Here is a 17,998-nt window from a genome sequence, read left to right as displayed (position 1 = left end):
GAAAAGAAATATTAAAATAGGCTTATTGAAAAAATAAGCCTATTTTGTATAGGCAAATCAAACACATTAATGGGCTTATTATTTCGTAAAGTACTATTCTGGTATAGTATTCTATATTCTTTAAACTTTTTTGGACAACTAACTATTAAAGATCAAATTGATAGTATTAAGACTATAAAAAACGTAGAAAAAAGAATTAGTGCTTTTGAGAGTTTGATAGATAAAGAACAAACATTAGATGGTCAACTCAAAGGAGATATATATCATCAATTAGGAAAAAGTCATTATAAGATAAAAACGTTTAAAAAGGCGATTTTTTACTACTATAAAGCGATTAAGTATAGAGAGAATTATAAAAAAATCAATTTAAAAGCTTTAAATAGTAGTCGTAATAATCTAGCGTATGTCTTTAAAAAAGTAGGACTATTAACAAAGCAAGACTCTATATTAGTTGCATTAATTCATAATCAAGGCACAGATATATATACATTTAATGCCTATTGGGAATTATCAAAAATAGAACGTAAAAAAGGTGATTTTTATAAAGCACTTCAATATTTAAAAATAGGATTATCAAAAGAAGAAATTGTAAAATTTCCTAAATACGAAAATAAAATTAGGCTAGAAATGCTAGCGGTCTTTGCCGAAAAATACAAAAGTACAATTAATATAGCCGAAATAAATATTGAAGATTTAAAGATAATCGAAGAACAGCAACGAATAATCGAAGAACAATTTAGCACATCAAAACTAAAAGAAAAACGACTATACATAGCATATAGTAACCTTGCTAATTTATACGATACTTTTGGAAAACTAGATAAAGCTTCAGCATTGTATGAAAAAGCTAAAGTGTATTATTTAAAGAAGGGCGATACTATAAACTATTTAAAAACACTTAATAATAATGCAATACTATATGCTAAACAACATAGATACAATAAAGCTTCATTATATTTTAAAGAAGTAATAACAACCGCTACAAGTAAAGAACAAATCGCATCGGCATATGATAATTTAGGATACTTTTTACCACAAATCACAGCTCAAGATAAAATAGCGTATTTTAAAAAAGCATTATATACGATTTTAGGGCACGATGATAAAAAAGATACAAATAGATTGCCTACACTAGATGAAATAAAAGCTTCAGAGTATGAACATGATGCGTTGATTTATTTAATTGATCTAGCAAATCAATATGTAATGGTTTATGAAGAAAACCTAGACCGTAAGTTATTATATGAAGCAAAAGCTATAGTACATTTAATAGACGAATTAGTTTCAATAATTAGATATCAAAGTGATTCAGAGAAATCTAAATTATTTTGGATAACAAAAGGAGTAAACACTTATATGCTAGCTGTAAAAATATGTTATTTGCTAGAATTACCAGAAGAGGCGTTTTATTTTATGGAAAAGAATAAATCATTGCTTTTACAGGAAAAAATAAAGACAGTTCAGGCAAAATTAGATTTAGAAATTCCATCTTCAATACTAAAAAGGGAACATGAATTATCATATCAACTCTTACGTAAAGAAAAAGACTTACATCAGAATTTAAATGATAAAAAAAATAAAGAATTATATCTAAAGGAATTTGAACAATACCAATCCTTTATTGATAGTATAAAGATAAATTATCCAGCATATGTTAAAATAAAACAAGAAGTAAATATTAGTTCGCTTAAAGAGGCTGTCAATACAACAATAACGACTCAAGAAAACTGTTTTATTGAATATATTCTCCACGAAAAGGACGGATATGGATTATTTGTAAATCATAAAGAAACAATACTGTTTAAAATTGCAAATGTTAAAACATTGCAAGAAGAATTGGTTAAATTAAAAGCTATGATGAGGAGTCCTTTATTGGAAACAAAAGAAATAAAGGAGTTTAAAAACTTAGGGAGAACAGTTTTTAAAAGGCTTTTTCCTTTTGATAACTCATTAGAAAAACTGAAGAATAAAAAGGTGATTATTGTGGCAGATCATACCTTATCTAATTTCCCTTTTGAAGCTTTACCAATAAATCTGGAAAGAAAGCTAACTGAAAGCTATTTGGTGAATTTTGCAGAAATCTCATATATCCATTCATTTTCTACTTTTAGGCAAATCCAAAAGAGAAAAAGAGCCTCTACACATAAAATATTAACAATAGCACCACAGTACTTTCAAGAAGAAGAACTTCAACCTTTAGTAGAAACGAATAAAACGGTAACATTAATAAGTAAGTTTAAAGCTTCGACAACATTATATAAAGAGAAAGCTACCAAAGAGAATTTTGTGAATAAAAGTAAAGCATTTGAAGTTTTACATTTTTATACCCATGCGGGAATAGATTCGATAACAACTACGCCATGGATAGCTTTTTATGATACTAGAATGACCTTAGAAGAGTTATATGGTATAGAAAATAATGCAGAATTAGTGATACTAGATGCATGTAAAACGAGTGTAGGAAAGATGGCTTTGGGAGAAGGAATTATGAATCTTTCTAGAGGCTTTTTCTATAATGGTGCAAAAAGTGTTTTGGCATCACAATGGAATGTAAATGAAACTTCGGGAAACGAAATTTTAAAAGTATTTTACCTCTATATAGAAAAAGGAAAATCAAAATCAAAAGCATTACAATTAGCCAAAATTGACTATTTGAAAAAATATCCATATACAAGAGGTTTACCATATTATTGGGCAGCATTTACATTGACTGGAAGTCCGAAAGCAATAGCACTTACAGTGAAAACTTATGAGTTATCACACTTTATAGTAATAAGTTTAATTGTGATCACTCTAATCGCAATACTATTGATTAAACGAATTTTTGTAAGTAGAAAAAGGTAAAGGAGTGCTATTTTTAGCACTCCCTTCTTTGTTCTTAATAAAAAATGTTAATCACACCACCAGCAACCATATTCTATAAAAGCCCAGAAGAAATCGAATGAGTTATATCCTCCAAATTGATTTCCACACCCAAAAATTCTATGAGAAGATACTGGGGTACCGTCATGAAGTACACCTTCAAAAATTGATACAGGTTCTTTTTCATATTTATGCCATACATGAATGATTTTTCCATCAATTAAATGCTCAGCATAAGCAATTCCAGAAAACTCAGCTTCAATGATTTGATACTTTTCTAAGTCTCTTTTAGAAATATTAAGATCTTTAAAATAAGCTTCTTGAGTAAACTCTCTTCTTACAGGATAATCTTTTTTTAATATAGTACCATAGTCTTCATGATAATCCAAAACAATATCTTTTGCTATGATAGGTACTTTAACTTCTCCAAATTCAAAATTACTTCTATCAACATCATATTGACCAGCAGGGATGATAATTTCATGTTTACCTAAAGTTCTAGAAACATTTTCGCTAAGAGTAACATCCTCTTTTATATTTAAATAAGGCTCTTCTAAATCTCTTGAAAATACCATACGTAATAGATCCTTTTCTAACTTAAAAGCAATAACACCATTATCAGGGTTTTCATTACCATTCATCAATACATTAAAAGCTTTTTGAATATTAGAGACATAATCAGTGTTTGCTGTTGAGTTATCAACGCCCCCCCAGTGAATAACACTCTCTCCATTGTCATTTCTAAAGCATACTCCAGGACCAGAACTACAAGACCCAAAACTATACATCCATTCCATAAAGAATGCCCAAGAAGAATTATGATGTTGATATATACCAGAATGTTTTAATGAAGGAGTTGAGATAGCATTAGAAGATAAGGTTTCATCTTCTTTTACACATGCGATTATAACAATAAGAGTAAAGAGTATTGAGAATGAAATTTTAAGTTTTGTTTTCATGATTTTAAATTTTAAAATGTTTTTTAATAAATTTAAACGTAGGTTTACCAACACCATGCTCTGTATGAAGAGACTTGATCATTCCATGATGTTTTCCACCACCACCATCCAGATAAGGTATACCATTGTAAATTTGGAACTCCAAATAAAGAAGTAGTGTAATCATGTATATAGAAGTTGAGAGATTTTCCTCCATAACATATGTGTTCTTTTAGATTAAGAAAGCCTTTGGTATTTATAGGAATACCTAATCTTATAGAAGATAGATTGTCGTTATTGGTAGATCCAACCCAATGATTACCAGTAGCACCTGCGTATGTTCGTCTCATGCTATACATTTCGGTATTGTAATAGGCATGTTTGTAGAAATAGAAAGCACCTGGCCCCCAATAATTATAACTATTACATGAAGCTTTGTTATTATTACTATTAAAAGATTCTTTAGGAAGACCATCTATTGTTTTTAAATAACGATTCATTTCTTCATCAGAATCAAATACTTTTATAGAAATTTCAGTGTGTTCCATTATAGGATTCTCAAAAAGCAATGTTTTAGGCGCATCTTCTTTACCAAATATTTCCTGAGCAATATCTGTATCACCTGAAGTTTTGATGACATTTCTTTCTTTTTGATTTAAAGTATAGGTAACTCTAAAATCTTTTCCTTGATAGGAATACAAGTGCGTAATATCAACAATATTTTCAAGAAGTTCTGCTTCATTTTTTTTCAAAACCTCAATGGATTCTGAATTTTGATGTGTTATACCATCATCTTTTTGACATCCTACAATAAAAATTGAGAACAGAAAGATAAATAATGATTTAACAAAATAGTTTTTCATGATTTATAATTTTTAATTAGCCCTACTCTGATAAAAGGTTTTTCGGGATACACCTATTTAATTAGATTAGATCGATCTATAAGCATGGGTTAGAATTAGAATTTCATTACCCAAAAAATGTGAAGATTTTATAAAGTTTTTTGTAATGCTTTAGATAAACATGTATAGATCGTAATTGAGAAGAAAAAATGAATGGTTTTTACAAAAACAATAAATGAAGAAATATAAATTTATTTCTTCATAGTAGGTACTGGATAATATGAATAGAATAACTATTTTGTAGAAAATAATTAATCTAATAACTCTAATAATTCTTTAGCTTTTTGATAATTAAAATGTTCTTGATCTTTTATCAAAAATTGTAGTTCTTGTTTAGCTTTTTCTTTATCACCTTGTTTTAAATAAACCATCGCAGTATACCAATATTTTCTTGAAGCATCAATGGCATTCTCGTTTTGAAGTAGTTTAAACGTAGCAAGAGCTTTAGTATAATTACCAGATTCGGTATAAGCAGCACCTAGATAAGATAAGACATAAGGATGTAACGATTGATTCGATTGTTGTTGTTTTTGAATATATTCAGAAAAAATAGGAATAGCTAGTTCATATTCTTGATTAAGAAAATATTGCTCACCTTGAGAAAGAAGTTTCTCTGTATCACTTTGCGTAGTGAGAGAAGGTAAGTTTTTCCAATCATTATAATCATTATATAAAGAGTTACTAGATGTAGGAAGGAATTGTATGCTTACAAGTATCAATAAAATTGCTACAGCAGAAATGAGATAATAATTTCGTTTTTTATGACGAGAAGGAGTTGTATTGTCAAAATATTGAGAGCTTACTTTTTGTAGTTTATTTTGGATAGCTGTAAATTCATCACTTCTTCTGTAAGCAGAGAGTTCTTTAATTTCTTGATGATTCTTTTGATAATCAATAGAAGAATGCCACCCTTGTTCAGTAACAGCATGTTTTAAAGTTAAATGGATATCTACTTCCTTTTTAAGTTGTTCGTCTGATTGTAATCTTAGTTCAAAAGCTTTTCTATCAGTTTCACTAAGTTTAGCTGTAATATAATCCTCAATCAGTATGTATGTATCATTATCAAATTCCATAGTCTATTACATTATTTAAATCTGATATCAGATTTTATGAGTTTAATCAATTTACTTTTACATTTAAAAATACGTTGCCTAGCCGTATTGATGTTGGCATAACCGAGTTCTCTAACAATACTTTCATAAGAAACATTATTAAAAAATAAGGATAAAACTTCTTTACAATTATCAGATAGTTTATGAAACATTTCTCGGTATAATTGCATTTGCTCTTGTTCCAAAATGAATAGCGCAAAATCATTATCGTTATCTATAAGTGTAGCACTACCATCTTTTATTACCCGTTTCTTTTTCTTTTCAAGTTCTCTTCTCCACATATTTTTTGAAACGGTCATTAAATAGGCTTCAAAAGAGTTGATATTGAGATTTCTTTTTTGAACAGCTACAATAATGGCCAATAAAGCTTCTTGAAAAATATCTTTGGCTTCGTCATGAGTCCCTTTATTTTGTAAAACAAATCGTAATGTTTTAGTAAAAAAACGATTGTAAATTTCTTCGATGACAATTTCGTCGCCTTGTAGTAATGCTTTTATAAAAGGATCTTCTGATTGCATTTAGTATAGAAAATTAAAAAGTAGCCATGTGATCTATCCAAGTTCAGGTTTTTATAACATGATTAGGTTCTGTATAGAAAATAACTAATGAATAAACTTAACAGTTAAGTTATAGATTTATTATAGTATAGGATATGGTTTAGCAAATAAAACACTAAAGGTATAGAAAAATACAAAATTGGGTAATGAATTTATTAAAGCCGTACTGTTTATATATAAGCATGATTAAAAATAATAATAAATGAAAAATTCAAAACTCTTATATAGCCTAGTATTGATGTGTTTGATGTTGTATAGCTGTGCACATGAACAAATAGATATTTTGGAAGAAAATGCATACATAGGTATAGAAGAAAATAATAATGAAAAAACAGTAGTTAGTGCGGTAACATATCCTCAAAAATCGACTAACGAATTGATTGTAGAATTTAGCAGAGGATTAAAAGAAGCGGTCAAGAAACAGCTTAGAGATAAATATGGAGTAATCGCTTATGATAAATGTGATTGTACTAATGATAGAATAGAAAAATGGGAGTTTAGTATAGGGGTTGATATAGAAGGAAGAAAAGGAGAGATTGCTCAAGAAGGAGGAGTAGAAGGAATAGACTATCAGTTTTATTATGAAAACGAAAATACAGCAGCTACGACATTAGATAGTACTATAGAAGAACATCATGATGAGTTGATCCAATCTTTTATAAACACAAATGAAGAAGCTATAGTGATAGCAGTGTTGGATACAGGAATTAATCTAAGTGTACTAGACGAATCAACACCTTTTTTATATCAAGGAGAAGATGAAACTCTTTGTGGAGTAGATGGAGAAGAAGAAATTTCTGGATGGGATTTTATAAATAATGACAATGATGTATTTGATGATAACGGACATGGAACCATTGTAACAGGTATTCTCAAATCTAGATTAGAGCAAGACAATATAACAGCATATAAAATCTTACCAGTTAAGATTTTTGATCAACGAGGTAAAGGATCAACATTTAGTATCCTTTGCGGGTATTTGTATGCAGTAAGAAAACCCAATATGCAAATAATGAATATGAGTTTTGGATGGTATGGAACTCCTAGTGTATTGTTAGACAAATTTATTTCAGAAAACCCAGATGTTCTTCATCTCACTTCAGCAGGTAATCATGGATACAATAATGATAATATAGCACATTATCCATCCTCTATAGCATATAGTCATGTATTAGGTATCGGTAGTTTTTATGAAAAAGAAATAGGAGGGATTGCCATTTCATCTTTTTCAAACTATGGTAAAACTTCGATAGATTTTCTATCCCTAGGAGAACAAGTAGCTTTTGAAGATCACAATCAACAACGATACGAGGTTTCAGGAACTTCTTTTGCAGTTCCATTTGTCACCTCAAAAGCAATAAACTACTTTTTGAAAGGAGATAGAGCTCCAATAGCGATAATGAAACAGATATATTATAATGGCACATTATTAGGAGATCAAAATCCTCTAGAAGTGCTTTATGGAGATAGAGTTATAGATTAAATAAAATATAATAGATAAGACAACCCATTTTTGTTTGTGTTAGAGAAGTGTGTTAGAAGCATAGCCCTATTTTTTTTATACCAAAAAAGATGACTATTTTTAGATAGTGGCTATGCTTACTTGTATGAAAAAAAACTTTTGTTCTAAAATCTATGTAATTCTGTGCATAATAATATATACCAATATAGGATGTGCACAAACTATCCATAATAAATATGATACTATAATAGCTTTAAATGTAGCGTATCCTCAGAAAATAGAACGTATCCATAGACTAATTGATGCTCAAAGAGAAGAAGTTGATTCGGTTCAATTGAGTTTTATATACAATAAGTTAAGCAAACTTAATAATAAGCATAAAGATTATAAAAATGCTATTGTTAATGGAACAAGAGCTATAAAAATTCAAGAGAAATTTGCAGCAAAACACCCTACCGAACTTAATAGAAGTTATAATAATCTCGCATATTTTTACCTCTATGCAGGAGACCAAATCAATGCGATCACAACTTTTAAAAAGTTAATAAAACAAAAGCATAAGGATAGGTACACCATTATGGCATATGCTATAGGTTTAACTAGTTTATATGTAGAAAGAGGAGACTATTATCGCGTACTTGATTATTTGAACGAAGCCAGAAATACAATAAAACAAAGTAACGACAAAGAATTAGAAAAAGAGAACTATCGTATTTATTTAAGCTTTTCTAGAGTCTATATGAAAATAGGTGGAAAGGCTAATTTTGAAAAAGCACTTACCTATTTAGAGCAAGCAGAAACTTCGATCACGCATTTATCTATCCAAAATCAAATTAAAAAACAAATTATAATCTATAATAGATACGGAGATATCTATGATGAATTAAAACAATTTGATAAGGCGATTTTATATTACAATAAAGCCTTAGCATTGAGCTTAAGCTTAACTAAGATTAATTATGAACACATAGCTCGGATTTATAATAATATAGGATTGTTGCATGCTAGAAAGAATGACTATGATAAAGCGTATTTATTTTATCAAAAAGGATTAGTATATGCTCCTTTTGAAACATCTATTCAGGATAATTTAGGAGATTACTATAGACATAAAAATGAATATGAAAAAGCGTTAATACATTATCAAAAAGCCATATGCTATAGTATAGAAGGATATAAAGAAATGCATTATAATAGCTTACCTGATATGGCAACCTTAATACAATCATATGATAAAATAGCTTTAGTAAATGATTTAAAAGATAAAGCCAAAGCCTGGTACGAGTTTTATAAAGCAACAAAAAATAAATCATATCTAGAACAAGGACTTAACACGATAACCATAGCAGATAGAATAGTAGATATTATTCGATCAGAGAGTCTAGAACAACAATCAAAATTCTTTTGGAGAGCAAAAGAATTAGATTTATATATGCTAGCTACATCAATTTGTTATGAACTTAATAAACCAGCAAAAGCATTTTATTTTATGGAAAAGAGTAAGTCTTTATCTTTATTAGAGAACCTTACTCATGAAGAAGCTAAAAATAAAGCAGGACTTCCAGAAGAAATCAGAGAAAGAGAATACGCTTTGCGATATGAAATATATAAGACCAAAGAAACTGTAAAGCAAGAAGAGGCACTAACAACTGCACAAAAAAAGACATTGATTTTTCAAGAGAAAAAGAGATATGAAGCCTTTTTAAACTCTTTAGAAAAAGAATATCCGAGTTATTATGAATATAAGAAGAAAATAAATATTACAACGTATGAAGAAAGTATTCAAAAAGTTTTATCAGATAATGTTTCTTTGATAGAATATATAGTAACAGATCAAGAGGCTTATGGCATAATGATAACTGCCGAAGAAAAACACTTTTTTAAGATACCTAAAATCAAATTACTGCATAACCAAATTTTAGAATTAAGAAAACTGCTAGCAAAACCATTATTCTCAAGAAAAGAACAAGAACGCTATAAAGAATTATCTATAGCTATTTATCAAAAACTATTTCCTAGAGGTAGAACCAATTTAATAGCAAATAAGAAAGTCGTAATTATACCAGATCATTTTTTACAATACCTTCCTTTTGAAGCATTAAATATAGCAGAAAGAGGAAAAGAAGAAAAGTACTTAATTGAAATTGCCGAAGTAAGCTATTTGTATTCAATGTCGCTTTTAAAAAGCGTTGAAGAAAAGAAAAGAATGCCAGAATATGATCTTGTAGGGATGGCACCAATAGATTTTAAAACCTTAGCGATTTCAGATCTAAAAAGAAGCGAACCTATGATGCAGGAACTAGAAAAAGTATATCGAGGAAATATGTTTTTTAAGGAACAAGCATCAAAACGTAAATTTATCGAAGAATCAAATAAGTATAAAATAATCCACCTAGCAACACATGCAAGTTCATTGAGTAATCAAGAACCCTGGATTGCTTTTTATGAAGATAAACTTTTTTTAAGCGAATTGTATTTTGTGAAAAATCAAGCAGATTTGGTAATACTTGATGCTTGTAAAACTGGAACAGGAAAACTACAACCAGGAGAAGGCTTAATGAGTTTAACACGAGGATTTTTTTATTCGGGAGCACGAAGTGTGATATCATCTTTATGGAATACTAATGAGAAATCAAGTAACGAAGTATTACTTAAATTCTATAAATATCTTAAAGAAGGAGATCAAAAAGCAACAGCATTACGAAAAGCAAAATTAGATTATATCACAACACATCAAGGATCAGAAAGGTCACCCTATTTTTGGGGAGCATTAATTTTAACCGGCAATACCACAGCCATAACTTTACAAGAAAAACCAACTTATTATATCTGGTTTGTATTGATAGGTATAATACTCGTTATACTAATAATAAAAAAAGCTTACCTGTATAAATACAAATAAGCTTTTTTAATGATGATCGAATCATGTAAAGCTAAATTTAATAATTAGAGAGCTATCTTTAAAGTTAAAGAATATGATTTTTTGATATATTAATTAACGATAAAACACTGATAATTTTGATAGACAAAGCTACTTTATTACGTGATATTTAGGCTGCGTTACCTCCACAATATTAATACGTTTAAAGAACTGCAAAAGAAAGGTCTAAACAGGAGAGTGGATATAGGTTTTGCAGTAAAAATAAAGAGTAGTAGCATACAGTTTATGTAGAAGAAGAACAATAAAAATACTACCACAGATAAACTATTGTATAGAATATCTATGGTAGTACCGATAAAAAACTAACTATGCTATATTTATAAAAAAGGGTTCATTATAAAATGAAAAGTCTTTACAGTGTTAAGTATTGGCTCTATTAAAACCTACAGTCTTCCTATAAGTAGTAGGAGAAATATTTGTATTCTTTTTAAAGAATCTACTAAAATAGAACTCATCTTCATACCCTAAATCGTAGCCAATTTCTTTAACAGATTTACTCGTTAAATATAACTCTCGTTTGGCTTCAATAATAATACGTTCTGATATAAGAGCAGTAAGCGTTTTATTAAAATGCTTTTTAGAAATTTTAGCCAAAGCTTTGAGAGAGATATTTAAATCCTCTGCATAATCTTTGGGAGAATGTTTTACTTTATAATGAGATTCAATAGAATCCTTAAGCTTTTGAACGATAAAAATATCCTCTTCTTCTACTTTAGGTTGTTCAGGTAATTGTTCTCCTTTAAGGCGAGAACCATTTATTAAAAAGATTTTAAGATAAGACAAAACAGCTTCATTTAAAGCTAGATCATTTGCGGCTATATCTTTTTCCATCTCTCCAATGACCATATCTAATGTTTGTGCACCTTGTTCATTTATAACGACAAAGGGCGGTTGATATATATTATTGAATAAGATACCATTACAGGCTACTTCTTTTTGATGTTTATGAATACAAAAAAAATCAGGATGAAAATGAATGACTACACCTTCAGTAGGAGCAGTAGTTTCAAATAAAAAAGGCTGATAGGGAGAAAAAGCAAATAAATAATTAGCATCATACGAATAGCTATTAAAATCTATAGTAGCTTCTCCCTTTCCTTTTTTTATCCAGATCAAAGAATAGTAGTTTAACCTTTGTACGTGATCAAAATGGTGAAGGCTTTCAAATTTTGATAACTTGAAAGCAAGTTCTCCAGATTGCTTATTGATTAATGTATAAGTACTGTTGTTAAGCATTAGTTATGGTCTATAATGTTCTTTCGCTCTCTAAGATAGCATTATCATTGATACTAGCATATCGCTTCTCCATTAAACCATTCTCATCAAATTGCCATAATTCATTACCATAAGCCCTAAACCATTGCCCATCTTTATTACGGTATTCATATTCAAAGCGAACAGCCATACGGTTTCCTCTAAAACCCCAGAGTTCTTTTTTTAATTTATAATCAAGTTCTTGTTCCCATTTTTGAGTTAAGAATTGTTGTACTTCTTCACGACCATTGATAAAAGACGTTCTATTACGCCATTCGGTATCAATAGTATATGCTTTAGAAACAGCTACAGGATCTTTACTATTCCACGCGTCTTCTGCCATTTGTACTTTTTGTAAAGCAGTTTCTTCGGTAAAAGGAGGAAGGGGATGTCTTTGTTCCATAGTATTTTAATATAAAAAATGAGTAATTAAGATTTCTTTACAGTATTCCAGTTTGAATGAGCTGCTTGTAATAAACGAGTTGTTTCAGCATTCCACGGTTGGATAGTATTAAAGTTTTGCCCTTTAAAAGGTCCGTTAAAGAATAAGTATAGTTTACCATCAACGATATCAAAGGTCTCTGGGTTTATAGGGAATTTAGTTTGCTTTTCTGCAACTCCCCAAGCACAATAACCATCAAATTGAGGTAAAAACTGAGTTGGATTCTTTTTAAAAGTATCTCGATTTTCTTTGGTCTTAAAATAATAAGTCACACCATTATGAGTCGCTTTATTCTTTTTATGACCTTTTTGAGCTTGATCAGAAAAATAAGCGACAACATCATAACCACCAATGGCAACTCCTTTATCGTCTACTGGAGCTACTTGAGCTTGTGCAATTGAAACAAATGAAATAAAAAGTATTGTAAATAAAAATTTGAAAGTATTCATAATTATATAGTTGAGGTTAAAGGAAAATCTATTTCGGTATTAGCGACATTATTAAAATAATTAGTCAAAATATTTAAGGATACATGAGCAATGATCTCGCTAATTTCACCATTGGTATATCCTACAGAAGTTACAATATCAAGATCACTATCAGATAATTGTCCTTTTTTGTTAACTAAGATTTGAGCAAAAGTTAAAGCCGCTTCTACCTTTTTATCAGCGTTTTTTCCTTGTTGAGCAAGTTTTAAAACTTGAGGATCTATTTTTACTAGATTTTGACCAATAAAAGTATGAGCAGATAGGCAATAATTACAGGAATTAGTATTGGCAACAGCCAAGGCTATTAACTCTCCTAATGGAGCACCTAATGATCCTTTGCTTAGAGCGTCACTTAAATTTAAATACCCTTCTAGCACAGCAGAAGAATTTCCCATAGTTTTCATCATATTAGGAACCATACCTAGTTTTTTATGAATTCCATCAAATAACTCTTTGGTTTTTCCTGTAGCCTTTTCAGGTGTTACGGGCTGTAAACGTGTCATATTATTTTGTTTAAAAGTTATATCATTATTGACAGTACAAATTTCTTAATATGAAGCCTGCTAGAGAATGGATGATTTACGCTTATAAATGGACAATTTTCTCAATACTGTGTAGTGTATTGGTAGTGAGTGTGTTATTTGTTTTGTGTTTAAGGCGTTGTTTTAGAAGTTAAGTATGATATTAAAAATACGTAATAATATTGCGTAAAATACACAGTAGAAACCTGAGAAAAAATTATAGCTTAGAAAAGGGATAACAGGATTAGTAATAAGAAAGTAAAAGACTGATTAATATTTGTTTAGTGTTTTTGAAGAGTTTTTTACTAGAAAATGAAATGAATGAATAAGGCTGAGATAGGCCATTAATAATTTTCAAATTACTAAAAATGAGAAATCCTTAATGAGGTTAGTATTTATTATTTACATATATGTAGTGTTATGCTTTTTACAAGTTATATATGCACAAGAATATGATAGTTCCATAGAGCATTTGACTAAATTCGATGGATTAGCTAGTAACCGTATTAAAACGATATTTCAAGATAGTAAAGGGTTCATCTGGTTTGGTACTAATAATGGCTTAAATAGATATGATGGATATCGTTATAAGACATATAGTGAAACTTCTTTTGATTCTTGTAGCTTTCAAGGTAACATAGTAATTACTATAAACGAAGACAAAAAAGGAAAACTGTGGATTGGAACCTTCGAGGGAGGCCTATACACCTTTGACCCTATTACCGAATGTTTTAAGAAAATAAAGATTGAAAAACTAACCCAACCTGAAGATGGTAATGTTTATAAGATTTTTATTGATAATCAAGGGATTGTATGGGTGATAACAGAACACCTTATTATTAAGAAGTATAACCCAAAGAATCACGAAATAGAATCATACGGAGAAAAACAAGAATATAAATATGTATTTGATGTTCATGAGGATCAAAAGAACAAGTATCTGTTTTTAGACATTAGAGGGAAAGATGTAGCTGTCTTTGATATTGAACAAAAAACGTTTATTGAACATGAATACGCAAAACAATTTAAACGTTCCAATAAACATGATAGACAGATTATAGTTAAAGACAAAAAAGGGGAATTAAAAATATATAGACATAATGAAGAGGAAATTGAAAGTTTTGATATCTCTACAGGAAAAACAAAAAAATACCAATATGATTTATCGTTACAAGGAAAACAAAAAGATATAAATAAAAAACCCTTGTTTAGTAATTTACTTTTTAAAGCAAAAAATGGACTTATATGGAAATCTAGTTCAGATGGAGTAATTGCATTTGATCCTGAGAAGAATAAAGTTTTAAAACACTATCCTTTAATCAGGTTTCAAAATAAAACTATAGAACGGGTAAATACTGTATTAGTAGATCAATCTGGCATTGCGTGGATAGCTACAGAAATAGGAGTATATAAAATTAATATAGAAAAAGCGCAAATACAGAATTATGATTTTGATGGATTAGTAGAAACTGTTTATGAAGATTTAGATAAAACTGTATGGATGGGAGGGCATTGGGGCTTAGCATTTTTTGATCAAAATTCAACAACTCCTATTAATCTAAAATTGAAATACGATTCAGAAAAACTTATATCTAGAGAAAAATCTCGTAGACCACTAAAGATTGTAGGAGATCCACAAGGTAGAAATCATTTGTTATGGATATCTATTTCACGATTAGGATTACTTCAATTTAACAAACGAACACATGAAATAATTTTATACGAACCTAAAAAAGAAAATGATAATGACGAAGTAGATATATATGATATAGTTCCAGAAGGACAACATATTTTTTGGCTAGCATGTAGTAATGGTTTACAAAAAATTGATTTACAAAAAGGAGTATTTCAATGGTATAAACATTCTCCAGATGATCCTTATAGCATTCCTAGTGGAATTGTAGAGACAGTTTATATTGATAAACAAAAGAGAATATGGGTTGGGACAGAAGAGAATGGAATAGCTTTTATGGATCGGTTAACCAAGAAGTTTACTAGATATAAGCATAATTCAAAGCAAAAGAATAGCATAAGTAACAATAGTGTACATGATTTCCACGAAGACCAAAAAGGAAATTTCTGGATAGCTACTTCAGGAGGATTAAACTTATTTAATCGCAAAAAAGAAACTTTTAAATATTATCGTATACAAGACGTCTTACCAAGAAATAGAATAATGTCTATTTTGGAAGATAGAGAAGGGAAATTGTGGTTAGGAACTCCACAAGGTGTTTCTAAATTTGACGTTGAGAATGAGTTTTTTGTGAATTATGATCAAAGAGATGGTATTCTTAATACAAATTTATTTCCAAGAGCTAAATATAAAAATAAAGAGGGAAAACTTTTTCTAGGAGGAGAAGGAGGTGTATCTACTTTTTTTTCAAATGAATTAGGATACAATCAATATTGTCCACCATTAGTTATTACAAAGTTTAAAAAGTTTAATAAAGAGATTTCTTTAAAGAAAAGCCTTTCATCTAAAGGGGTATTAACCTTATCTCACAATGACAAAGTAGTATCTTTTGAAATAGCTGCATTGAATTATGATAAACCCTATAAAAACCAATATGCATATAAATTGGAAGGGTTACATAACAATTGGATATCTTTAGGAAATCGAAGACATATAACGCTAACAAATCTTTCAAACAAAAAATATAAACTACGCATTAAAGCATCAAATAATCAAGGTGTATGGAATGAAGAGGGAATAGTGTTACCTATTCACGTAATACCTCCTTTTTGGGTAACAACTACATTTAGAATTGTAATAGGAATATTGATTTTATTACTTCTACTTGTAGGTTATATAATACATATTCGATTTATTCAATCACAAAAAAGGAAATTAGAAAAAGAAGTTCATGAAAGAACTGTAGAATTAAAAACAGCTAATCATACAAAAGACCTTTTTTTCTCAATAGTAGCACATGATTTAAGAGGGCCACTTACTTCTTTTCAAGAGATACCATATTTGATAAATCATTTTTTAGAAAATAACCGTATTGATAAGATAAAAAAAATAATAAATAAGGTAGAACAATCTGCTAAAGGGCTTCACGATCTTTTAAATAATTTATTGAATTGGGCAATGATTCAACAGCAAAATATCTCAAGTAATCCAGAAAGAATAATCTTGAAATCAGTAGTAGATGAATGCGTTGAAAAATATCAAGTAAGTATAGATGTATGTGAAATAGATATAATAATAACCATACCAGATGATATCCTTTTATACGTAGATTATAATTCTACGATGAGTATTATTCGGAATTTATTAAGTAATGCTATCAAATACACCCCCAATAAAGGATATATAAAATTAAATGCATTCACGTTAAACAGAAGAGTCATTTTGGAAATAAAAGATTCTGGAATTGGAATGGATACAAAAACACTTGAACAACTTTTTGATATTAGCTGTAAAACAAATCATTATGGTGTTAGAAAAGAACAAGGTAGTGGTCTAGGATTAATATTGTGTAAAGAATTTGCAAAACTGAATAATGCTATTATAGAAGTTGAAAGTGAATTACAAAAAGGAAGTGTATTTCGAGTGATATTTTATACATAAAACCTAATTAAATTATGAAAGTATTAATTATAGAAGATGATAGTATTTATGTTGAAGTATTAGAAGTTTTATTAAAAGAAATGAATTGTGAATTAATAGGACATACAGGAGATTCTAGCGAAGCATTTCGATTAATAAGAGCAACCAAACCAGATTTAATATTGTTAGATATTCATCTTAGAGGTCGATGGAACGGTATAGAAATAGCAACACGTATACAAGAACAAAAAATCCCTATCAGTATTATTTTTATAACATCTTTATCAGACGATGTAACCTTTGAAAATGCTAAAGAAACAAAACCTTTTGCATATATAACGAAACCTTTTGATAGAATTTCTGTTAAAAGAACTATCGCATTAGCATTAGATCAAAATAGAACAAAGATTCTCAAATCTTCTAATATATGGAAAGAAAAAGAATATGATAATCAAGGAAATAGCTTCTTTATAAAAGCAGGACATAGACTTCATAAAATACATATTCCATCTATTTATTATATCGAGGTGAATAATAGATATTCTAGTATAGTTTTAGAAGATAGATTATTGTCTGTTAAAACATCACTTAAAGAGTTAGCCGAAAAACTACCTTCTGCATGTTTTTTTAAAGTAAATAAGTCATGCATGGTTAATATAGATAGAATAGATAATATAGATGTTAATAATAATCTTATTATAATAGGAGATTACAAGATAAGTCTTAGTAGAAGAAATAAAAAGGACTTATTAAAAGTATTGGAATAGTATTTTAAGTTAAATAATGTAAGAACTATATTCATAGAAATAGAAGATAAGAACTAATTGTAGTTTAAAACCGATTATGTTTAAAAAATAACCTTTGATGTATCATATTTTGTATTAATATTTAATGTAAACGACCTTCGAAATAGATAAAAGGCGAAACCCGAAAAGCCAATGATAGAGTAGGGAATTTTCACACAAA

The 17,998-nt window shown here is 29.1% G+C and carries 13 protein-coding genes; 5 read left to right on the top strand and 8 right to left on the bottom strand.

Going from position 1 to position 17,998, the window contains the following annotated elements:
* Positions 1 to 69: 69 nt before the first annotated feature.
* On the top strand, positions 70 to 2,844 hold the full coding sequence (locus ACYEKI_RS08070; RefSeq protein WP_459210669.1) for a CHAT domain-containing protein: 2,775 nt from the start codon (positions 70 to 72) through the stop codon (positions 2,842 to 2,844).
* A 47-nt stretch (positions 2,845 to 2,891) separates the two neighbouring features.
* On the opposite strand, the gene ACYEKI_RS08065 is transcribed toward ACYEKI_RS08070, so the two are convergent.
* The 4 genes from ACYEKI_RS08065 to ACYEKI_RS08050 form a co-directional block, all read right to left on the bottom strand.
* Entirely contained in the window at positions 2,892 to 3,821 is a 930-nt protein-coding gene (locus ACYEKI_RS08065) for a hypothetical protein (RefSeq protein ID WP_459210668.1), read from the bottom strand.
* A gap of 44 nt (positions 3,822 to 3,865) precedes the next feature.
* Entirely contained in the window at positions 3,866 to 4,663 is a 798-nt protein-coding gene (locus ACYEKI_RS08060; protein ID WP_459210667.1) for a hypothetical protein, read from the bottom strand.
* A gap of 290 nt (positions 4,664 to 4,953) precedes the next feature.
* Positions 4,954 to 5,775 (bottom strand): tetratricopeptide repeat protein, encoded by an 822-nt coding sequence (locus ACYEKI_RS08055; RefSeq protein ID WP_459210666.1) that lies wholly within the window; start codon positions 5,773 to 5,775, stop codon positions 4,954 to 4,956.
* An 11-nt stretch (positions 5,776 to 5,786) separates the two neighbouring features.
* Positions 5,787 to 6,332: an RNA polymerase sigma factor gene (locus ACYEKI_RS08050; protein ID WP_459210665.1), complete on the bottom strand. Its 546-nt coding sequence runs from the start codon at positions 6,330 to 6,332 to the stop codon at positions 5,787 to 5,789.
* Between the two features lie 241 nt (positions 6,333 to 6,573).
* On the opposite strand from ACYEKI_RS08050, the gene ACYEKI_RS08045 reads away from it, so the two are divergent.
* Positions 6,574 to 7,854 carry a S8 family serine peptidase gene (locus tag ACYEKI_RS08045; RefSeq protein WP_459210664.1) on the top strand — a complete coding sequence of 427 codons (1,281 nt, stop codon included), beginning with the start codon at positions 6,574 to 6,576 and terminating at the stop codon, positions 7,852 to 7,854.
* Positions 7,855 to 7,978: 124 nt separating this feature from the next.
* Complete coding sequence (locus tag ACYEKI_RS08040) at positions 7,979 to 10,735, top strand: CHAT domain-containing protein (RefSeq protein WP_459210663.1); 2,757 nt, start codon at positions 7,979 to 7,981, stop codon at positions 10,733 to 10,735.
* A 399-nt stretch (positions 10,736 to 11,134) separates the two neighbouring features.
* Here ACYEKI_RS08040 and ACYEKI_RS08035 read toward each other — a convergent pair whose 3' ends face one another.
* The 4 genes from ACYEKI_RS08035 to ACYEKI_RS08020 are packed head-to-tail and all read right to left on the bottom strand — an operon-like array spanning position 11,135 to position 13,461.
* On the bottom strand, positions 11,135 to 12,010 hold the full coding sequence (locus ACYEKI_RS08035) for a helix-turn-helix domain-containing protein (RefSeq protein ID WP_459210662.1): 876 nt from the start codon (positions 12,008 to 12,010) through the stop codon (positions 11,135 to 11,137).
* Between the two features lie 10 nt (positions 12,011 to 12,020).
* Entirely contained in the window at positions 12,021 to 12,431 is a 411-nt protein-coding gene (locus ACYEKI_RS08030) for a DUF1348 family protein (protein ID WP_459210661.1), read from the bottom strand.
* Positions 12,432 to 12,457: 26 nt separating this feature from the next.
* Positions 12,458 to 12,919: a YHS domain-containing (seleno)protein gene (locus ACYEKI_RS08025; protein WP_459210660.1), complete on the bottom strand. Its 462-nt coding sequence runs from the start codon at positions 12,917 to 12,919 to the stop codon at positions 12,458 to 12,460.
* Positions 12,920 to 12,921: 2 nt separating this feature from the next.
* Positions 12,922 to 13,461, bottom strand: a complete 540-nt coding sequence (locus tag ACYEKI_RS08020; RefSeq protein WP_459210659.1) for a carboxymuconolactone decarboxylase family protein — start codon at positions 13,459 to 13,461, stop codon at positions 12,922 to 12,924.
* A 400-nt stretch (positions 13,462 to 13,861) separates the two neighbouring features.
* Between ACYEKI_RS08020 and ACYEKI_RS08015 the strand changes: the two genes are divergently transcribed.
* Both ACYEKI_RS08015 and ACYEKI_RS08010 read left to right on the top strand, forming a co-directional pair.
* Positions 13,862 to 17,053, top strand: a complete 3,192-nt coding sequence (locus ACYEKI_RS08015) for a ligand-binding sensor domain-containing protein (RefSeq protein ID WP_459210658.1) — start codon at positions 13,862 to 13,864, stop codon at positions 17,051 to 17,053.
* Between the two features lie 14 nt (positions 17,054 to 17,067).
* Entirely contained in the window at positions 17,068 to 17,799 is a 732-nt protein-coding gene (locus ACYEKI_RS08010) for a LytR/AlgR family response regulator transcription factor (RefSeq protein WP_459210657.1), read from the top strand.
* The last annotated feature ends 199 nt before the right edge of the window (positions 17,800 to 17,998 follow it).

It is taken from the genome of Aquimarina rhabdastrellae, assembly GCA_947387485.1.
Lineage (GTDB): Bacteria > Bacteroidota > Bacteroidia > Flavobacteriales > Flavobacteriaceae > Aquimarina.
Note: the sequence above shows the minus strand (reverse complement) of the source record. Positions and strands in the feature narration are given on the sequence as shown.

Excerpts from the sequence above, each read along its gene's own strand:
- ACYEKI_RS08070 (WP_459210669.1), top strand. The coding sequence starts at position 70 with ATGGGCTTATTATTTCGTAAAGTACTATTCTGGTATAGTATTCTATAT.
- ACYEKI_RS08065 (WP_459210668.1), bottom strand. The coding sequence starts at position 3,821 with ATGAAAACAAAACTTAAAATTTCATTCTCAATACTCTTTACTCTTATT.
- ACYEKI_RS08060 (WP_459210667.1), bottom strand. The coding sequence starts at position 4,663 with ATGAAAAACTATTTTGTTAAATCATTATTTATCTTTCTGTTCTCAATT.
- ACYEKI_RS08055 (WP_459210666.1), bottom strand. The coding sequence starts at position 5,775 with ATGGAATTTGATAATGATACATACATACTGATTGAGGATTATATTACA.
- ACYEKI_RS08050 (WP_459210665.1), bottom strand. The coding sequence starts at position 6,332 with ATGCAATCAGAAGATCCTTTTATAAAAGCATTACTACAAGGCGACGAA.
- ACYEKI_RS08045 (WP_459210664.1), top strand. The coding sequence starts at position 6,574 with ATGAAAAATTCAAAACTCTTATATAGCCTAGTATTGATGTGTTTGATG.
- ACYEKI_RS08040 (WP_459210663.1), top strand. The coding sequence starts at position 7,979 with ATGAAAAAAAACTTTTGTTCTAAAATCTATGTAATTCTGTGCATAATA.
- ACYEKI_RS08035 (WP_459210662.1), bottom strand. The coding sequence starts at position 12,010 with ATGCTTAACAACAGTACTTATACATTAATCAATAAGCAATCTGGAGAA.
- ACYEKI_RS08030 (WP_459210661.1), bottom strand. The coding sequence starts at position 12,431 with ATGGAACAAAGACATCCCCTTCCTCCTTTTACCGAAGAAACTGCTTTA.
- ACYEKI_RS08025 (WP_459210660.1), bottom strand. The coding sequence starts at position 12,919 with ATGAATACTTTCAAATTTTTATTTACAATACTTTTTATTTCATTTGTT.
- ACYEKI_RS08020 (WP_459210659.1), bottom strand. The coding sequence starts at position 13,461 with ATGACACGTTTACAGCCCGTAACACCTGAAAAGGCTACAGGAAAAACC.
- ACYEKI_RS08015 (WP_459210658.1), top strand. The coding sequence starts at position 13,862 with ATGAGGTTAGTATTTATTATTTACATATATGTAGTGTTATGCTTTTTA.
- ACYEKI_RS08010 (WP_459210657.1), top strand. The coding sequence starts at position 17,068 with ATGAAAGTATTAATTATAGAAGATGATAGTATTTATGTTGAAGTATTA.